General features: G+C 73.1%; 5 protein-coding genes. 2 read left to right on the top strand and 3 right to left on the bottom strand.

Translation table 11 applies throughout. The annotated features are described in order from the left end of the window. The coding region (locus tag RIF68_RS23810; RefSeq protein ID WP_309053336.1) for an AMP-binding protein at positions 1 to 1,177 on the bottom strand (1,177 nt) is incomplete at its 3' end. Further along, positions 1,174 to 2,865, bottom strand: coding sequence for an AMP-binding protein (locus RIF68_RS23805; RefSeq protein ID WP_309053335.1), 1,692 nt, complete (start codon positions 2,863 to 2,865; stop codon positions 1,174 to 1,176). The genes RIF68_RS23805 and RIF68_RS23810, both read right to left, overlap by 4 nt. A gap of 91 nt (positions 2,866 to 2,956) precedes the next feature. Here RIF68_RS23805 and RIF68_RS23800 point away from each other — a divergent pair, with 91 nt between their 5' ends. Then, on the top strand, positions 2,957 to 3,772 hold the full coding sequence (locus RIF68_RS23800) for a helix-turn-helix transcriptional regulator (RefSeq protein WP_309053334.1): 816 nt from the start codon (positions 2,957 to 2,959) through the stop codon (positions 3,770 to 3,772). Positions 3,773 to 3,881: 109 nt separating this feature from the next. Here RIF68_RS23800 and RIF68_RS23795 read toward each other — a convergent pair whose 3' ends face one another. Next, positions 3,882 to 4,997, bottom strand: coding sequence for a winged helix DNA-binding domain-containing protein (locus tag RIF68_RS23795; RefSeq protein ID WP_309053333.1), 1,116 nt, complete (start codon positions 4,995 to 4,997; stop codon positions 3,882 to 3,884). Positions 4,998 to 5,204: 207 nt separating this feature from the next. Here RIF68_RS23795 and RIF68_RS23790 point away from each other — a divergent pair. Next, positions 5,205 to 6,200 (top strand): magnesium and cobalt transport protein CorA (locus RIF68_RS23790; RefSeq protein ID WP_309053332.1); only part of this gene is annotated, 996 nt, incomplete at its 3' end.

The raw sequence follows: 6,200 nt of genomic DNA, 5'->3' as shown, positions 1-6,200 counted from the left end.
CCCAGTAGCCGAGCATCACGCCGTAGCCGCGGGTGCACAGCTCACCGGCGGTCCCGCGCTCCACCGTGAGACCGGTCGCCGGGTCGACGATCTTCACCTCCACGTGGGGCATGACCCGGCCGACCGTGCCCGTGCGGCGTTCCAGGTCGTCGTCGCGGCGGGTCTGGGTGGAGACGGGCGAGGTCTCCGTCATGCCGTAACAGATCGACACCTCCGCCATGTTCATCTCGGTGACCACCCGCTTCATGACCTCCACCGGGCACGGCGAGCCCGCCATGATCCCGGTGCGCAGGCTGGACAGGTCGTACGAGGCGAAGTCGGGCAGGTTCAGCTCGGCGATGAACATCGTGGGCACGCCGTACAGGGAGGTGCAGCGCTCGTCCTGGACCGCGCGGAGGGTGGCCGCCGGGTCGAAGGACGGTGCCGGGATCACGATGCAGGCACCGTGCGAGGTGGCGGCGAGATTCCCCATCACCATGCCGAAACAGTGGTAGAAGGGCACGGGGACGCAGATCCGGTCCCGCTCCGTGTAGGCGATCATCTCCCCCACGAAGTAGCCGTTGTTGAGGATGTTGTGGTGGGAGAGCGTGGCCCCCTTGGGGAAGCCCGTGGTCCCCGAGGTGTACTGGATGTTGACGGGTTCGTCGCAGGAGAGCGGCTCCGGCCGCAGGTCTCCGGCCGTCCGGGCGAGGAGGGCGTCCCAGCTCGGGTCGCCGAAGTACACCGTCTCCCGCAGGGCGGGGCACTCGCCGCGCACCCGCTCGACCATGGCCCGGTAGTCGCTGCTCTTGTGGGCGAGCGAGGCGAAGAGGAACGAGACGCCGGCCTGCCGCAGGACGTAGGAGAGTTCGTGCGCCCGGTAGGCCGGGTTGATGTTGACCATGATCGCCCCGATGCGGGCGGTGGCGTACTGGACGAGGACCCATTCGGCGCGGTTCACCGCCCAGATGCCGACCCGGTCGCCCTTGCGCACCCCGCTGCCGAGGAGCGCCCCGGCCAGCCGGTCCACGTCGGCGCCGAAGCGGGCGTACGTCCAGCGGCGGCCGGTCGGCAGGTCGACCAGGGCCTCGCGCTCGGGCCACCGGGCGACGGCCCGGTCGAGGTTGGCACCGATGGTGTCGCCGAGGAGCGGAGTGAGGTCGGCCCCGTGCGCGTACGAGTGGTTCGGTGCCGTCACGACAGGTCGCCCTCCGCGAACTCCGGTCCGGTCGAGGCGCCTTCGGCGGTCAGCCGGCGCAGTTCGACCCGGCGGATCTTGCCGGAGACGGTCTTCGGGAGGTCGGCGAACTCGATGCGCCGGACGCGCTTGTACGGGGCGAGGACGGACCGGGCGTGCGCGAAGATCAGCTTCGCGGTGTCGGCGTCGGGCTCCCACCCGTCCGCGAGGACGACGTACGCCTTGGGGACGGCGAGCCGCACCGGGTCGGGCGCCGGGACGACGGCGGCCTCGGCCACGGCCTCGTGCTCCAGGAGCGCGCTCTCCAGCTCGAAGGGACTGATCTTGTAGTCCGAGGCCTTGAAGACGTCGTCCGCCCGGCCCACGTAATGGATGTACCCGTCCTCGTCCAGGGTCCCGATGTCACCGGTGCGGTAGTAGCCGCCGGCCATCGCCTGCGCCGTACGCTCCGGGTCACCGTGGTAGCCGGTCATGAGGCCCACCGGGTCGGCGGACAGATCGAGGCAGATCTCACCCTCGGTGGCACCGGGCCGGCCGGTCACCGGATCGAGGAGCGTCACCCGGAAGCCCGGGCTCGGGCGGCCCATCGACCCTTCCTTGAGGCGCTGGCCGGGACTGTTGGAGACCTGTACGGCCGTCTCCGTCTGGCCGAAGCCGTCCCGGATGGTGACGCCCCAGGCGCGCCGCACGGATTCGATGACCTCGGGGTTGAGCGGTTCACCGGCCGCGACGACCTCGCGCGGCGGGGTTCTGAGAAGTCCCAGGTCGGCCTGGATCAGCATCCGCCACACGGTGGGCGGGGCACAGAAGCTGGTGATCCCGTGGCGGTCCATCTCGCGCATGAGGCGCGCCGGGTCGAAGCGGGTGTAGTTGTGGATGAAGACGGTCGCCTCCGCGTTCCACGGCGCGAAGAGGTTCGACCAGGCGTGCTTCGCCCAGCCGGGCGAGGAGATGTTGAGGTGCACGTCGCCGGGCCGCAGCCCGATCCAGTACATGGTCGCCAGATGGCCCACGGGGTAGGAGGTGTGGGTGTGCTCGACGAGCTTGGGGCGGGCGGTGGTGCCGGAGGTGAAGTAGAGCATCAGGGTGTCGTCGGCGAGCGTCACGCCGTCGGGTTCGAACTCCGCCGGTTCCCGCGCGGCGTGCTCGTACCCGAGCCAGCTCACCCCGTTCCCGCCGACCGCGATCCGGGTGTAGTCGCCGGGCACCTCGTCGAACTTGGCGGTGTCCTCGGCGCGCACGATCACGTGCCGGGCGCGGCCGCGCTCGACCCGGTCGCGCAGGTCGGCGGGGCCGAGGAGCGGGGTGGCGGGGATGACGACCGCGCGCAGCTTCATCGCGGCGAGCATCGTCTCCCACAGCTCGGCCTGGTTGCCGAGCATCACGACGATCCGGTCACCGGCGCGGACCCCCTGGGCGCGCAGCCAGTTGGCGACCCGGTTGGAGCGGGCGGACATCTCGGCGAAGCTGATCCGGGTCTCGCCGCCGTCCTCCTCCACGATGTGCAGGGCGGTGCGGTCGTTGCCCTCGGCGATGACGTCGAACCATTCGAGCGCCCAGTTGAAGCGCTCCGGGCGGGGCCAGGCGAAGCCCTCGTACGCCGTCTCGTACTCCTCGCGGTGCAGGAGCAGGAAGTCCCGGGCGGTCCGGAACCTCTCCGTGGCGTCCGTCGCCCTCGTTGCCGTCATGTCTCCTCCTCGTTGCGGGACCGGTCCCGCCCATCGTGTAATCGGTGACCCAGGTCTCACTACCCCCGTTCGGGGGTGAAGGAGTGGTTCCGTGGCCGAGCGGATGGAAACGGGGGAGCTGCGCGGGGCGCTGCTGCGGCTGCGCCGTGCCAGCGGGCTGCCCGTCGTCTTCGGCGGGCTGCTCCAGGAGGGCCGCACGATGCGGATCGCGGAGCTCAGCGGGGCGGTGACCCCGGCGCTGCGCGGGCTCGCCGTCTCGACCGGCTCCGGGCTCGGCGGTAAGTGCCTGGCCCTGTCCCGGCCGTGCGCGGTCACGGATTACCGTTCGGCGCGGCACATCACCCACGAGTACGACGGGCCGGTGGCGGCGGAGGGTCTGCGCGCGGTGATCGCGGTGCCGGTGGTCGTCCGCCGTACGGTGCGCGGGGTGCTGTACGGGGCGCTGCGCGACGCCCTGCCCATCGGTGAGCGCGTCTTCGACGCGGCGGTCGCGGCGGCCCGGGACGTCGAGCAGGCCCTCGCCGTCCGGGAGGAGGTCCGCGTCCTCCTCTCCCCGCCGCCTTTGGTCCCCTCCTGGGAGGAGGTCCGCCAGGCCCACGGCGAACTGCGCGGCCTGCTGCCCGGGGTGACCGACCCGGCACTCCGCGAGCGGCTGCGCGCCGTCTGCGGCCGCCTGGAATCGGCCGCCGGCGCGCCCCCGGAACCGCCGTCGGTGACGCTCACCCCCCGCGAGACGGACGTCCTCGCGACGGTCGCCTCGGGCGCCACGAACGCGGCGGCGGCCCGGAGCCTCGGCCTGCGCCCGGAGACGGTGAAGGGCTACCTGCGCTCGGCGATGCGCAAACTCGGCGCCCACACCCGCCTGGAGGCGGTGGTGGCGGCGCGGCGGGCGGGGGTGCTGCCGTAGCCGGCCGCACGGGAGGCGAGGGGCCGCGTTCGGGACCGGCCGGCCCGGCCGTGACGTCGTCCGCCGTCATGTCCGGCACGGTCCGTGCTCGCTCCGGCCGGGGCGGTGGCTACCGCTCCTCCGTGACGACGATGTCGTACGGAAGCCCTTCCGGCGCGGTGATCCGGAGGGTTCGTTCGGCCTCGGTCACGAGGGCTGCGCGCTGGGCGCGCGTCACGGGGGCGAAGGGTTCGACGGTGAGGGTGGTCCGGTCCTTCTCCTCGGTGAGCTGCCAGAGGCCGGCGAGGAACCCGTCGAGCAGGAACACGCGGTGGGCCTGGTTGCCGGTCCAGGTGCGGGTGCGGTGGGCGGGCGGGACGACGCGGGTGCGGTCGGCGTGGGAGAGCAGCAGGTTGTCGAACTCGGGCAGGAAGCGGGGCGGGGCGGGGGTGTCCTCGTCGGGTCGGGGCGCGTCCGGGAGGTCGAAGAGTTCGGTGCCGTGCTCGTCCCGGAAGGTGAGGAGCCGGGGCCGCAGGCGCTCGAAGGCGGGGCGGAGCCGGGTGAGGCCGCACCAGGTCTGCATGTCCCTGACGGAGGCGGGGCCGAAGGCGGCCAGGTACCGCAGGACGGTCCCGTCGGCGTCGGCCGGTTCGGGGTCGGGTCCGCCGAACCAGGCGTCGGCGGTGGTGAGGGCGACCCGTCCGGAGCGGCCCCAGAGGCCGCGCGGGGTGACCTGGACGAGCGGGAGGAGACAGCGGGCCGCGACGGAGAGGGACTGCGGGTCGGCGCCGGGCCAGTCGCGCAGGAGTTCCTCGCGCAGTTCCTTCGGGGTGCGCGGCCGCTCCTCGACGAGCGCGCGGGAGCGGGCGGCGAGCCGGTCCAGGTCCACCCCGGCGAGGCCCTTGCGGAACTGGGCCAGCTCGCGGTCGATGGCCCCGGCCTGCACGAAGCCGCGCAGGGCGACCGCGTCCCGCGCCGTGTGGGTGTGGACGGTGGAGCGCAGGGTCACGATGCGGGCGACGGTACGGGACTCCATGAGCCCCGACAGATCCGCGGGCCGGAAGCCGTCGAGGCGGGCGGCGAGCGCGTAGTACGGGGGCTTGGTGTTCTGCGCCTGGAGCCCGACCAGGTGGCCGACCGCCTGCTCGGCGGTGAGCGGCGCGCGGCGCAACAGCAGCTGGCGGTCGAGGGTGGCCCGGTTCAGGGCGCGGGGACCGAGGACCGGGTACGTCGTCGTGGAGGCCATGCCCGGGACGGTACTCGCGCTCCGGGTCGGTCAGGGGCCGCGGGGCGGGGGCGCCGGGCGGGCGGAGGCGGGGCCGGGTGGTGGCCGGTGCGGGGCGCCGGGGTCGGCGCCGATGGCGGCCGGTCCGGTGCGGGGCGCCGGAGGCCCGGCTCCCCCGCCCCCGATATCCTGCGGGAGCGTGCCCGGAGATCCAGGAGGTGAGGGTCCGTGCCCGACCGCCGCCCCCGCGCCACCCGGCGCCGCCCGTCCGAACCGACCCCCGCCCCGGCGGCTCCGTCCGCGCCCGCACGCGTCGACGGCCCGAGCGTCGTCCAGGCGAGCCTCTACCGGGACGGCCGGCGGGTCGCCTCCCCCGCCACGCTCGCGGAAACCTTCCGGCAGCTGCGGGAGCACCCCGACGGCATGGCGTGGATCGGTCTCCAGCGACCGACCGCCCAGGAACTGCACTCCCTGGCCGCCGAGTTCGACCTGCACGAGCTCGCCGTCGAGGACGCGATGGAGGCCCACCAGCGCCCGAAGCTGGAACGGTACGGAGACACCCTCTTCGTCGTCCTGCGCGCCGCCCGCTACCTCGACGCCCAGGAGGAGGTCGAGTTCGGGGAGCTGCACGTCTTCGTCGGCCCGGACTTCGTCATCACCGTCCGCCACAGCGCGGCCCCCGACCTCTCCGCCGTCCGGCGCCGCATGGAGGCGGACCCCGACCTGCTGGCCCTCGGCCCGGAAGCGGTCCTCTACGCGATCCTCGACGCGGTGGTGGACGGCTACGCCCCCGTCGTCGCCGGCGTGCAGAACGACATCGACGAGATCGAGACGGAGGTCTTCGGCGGCGACCCGGCGGTGTCGCGCCGCATCTACGAACTCTCCCGGGAAATGGTGGAGTTCCAGCGGGCCACCCGCCCCCTCGTCGGCATGCTCCACGGCCTGATGGCGGGCTTCGCCAAATACGGCACGGACGAGGAACTCCAGCGTTACCTCCGTGACGTCGCCGATCACGTCACCCACACCAGCGAACGCGTCGACGGATTCCGCCAGGCCCTCACGGAGATCCTGACGGTCAACGGAACCCTGGTCACCCAGCAGCAGAACGCCGAGATGCGGGCTCTCGCCGAAGCCGGATTCGAACAGAACGAGGAGATCAAGAAGATCTCCGCCTGGGCGGCGATCCTCTTCGCCCCCACCCTGGTGGGGACCATCTACGGCATG

Origin of the sequence: Streptomyces sp. (genome assembly GCF_031178505.1) — a bacterium.
GTDB classification, from domain to species: Bacteria; Actinomycetota; Actinomycetes; order Streptomycetales; family Streptomycetaceae; genus Streptomyces; species Streptomyces gulbargensis.
The sequence above is the reverse complement of the archived record's forward strand: the minus strand, read 5'-3'. Positions and strand labels throughout refer to the sequence as shown.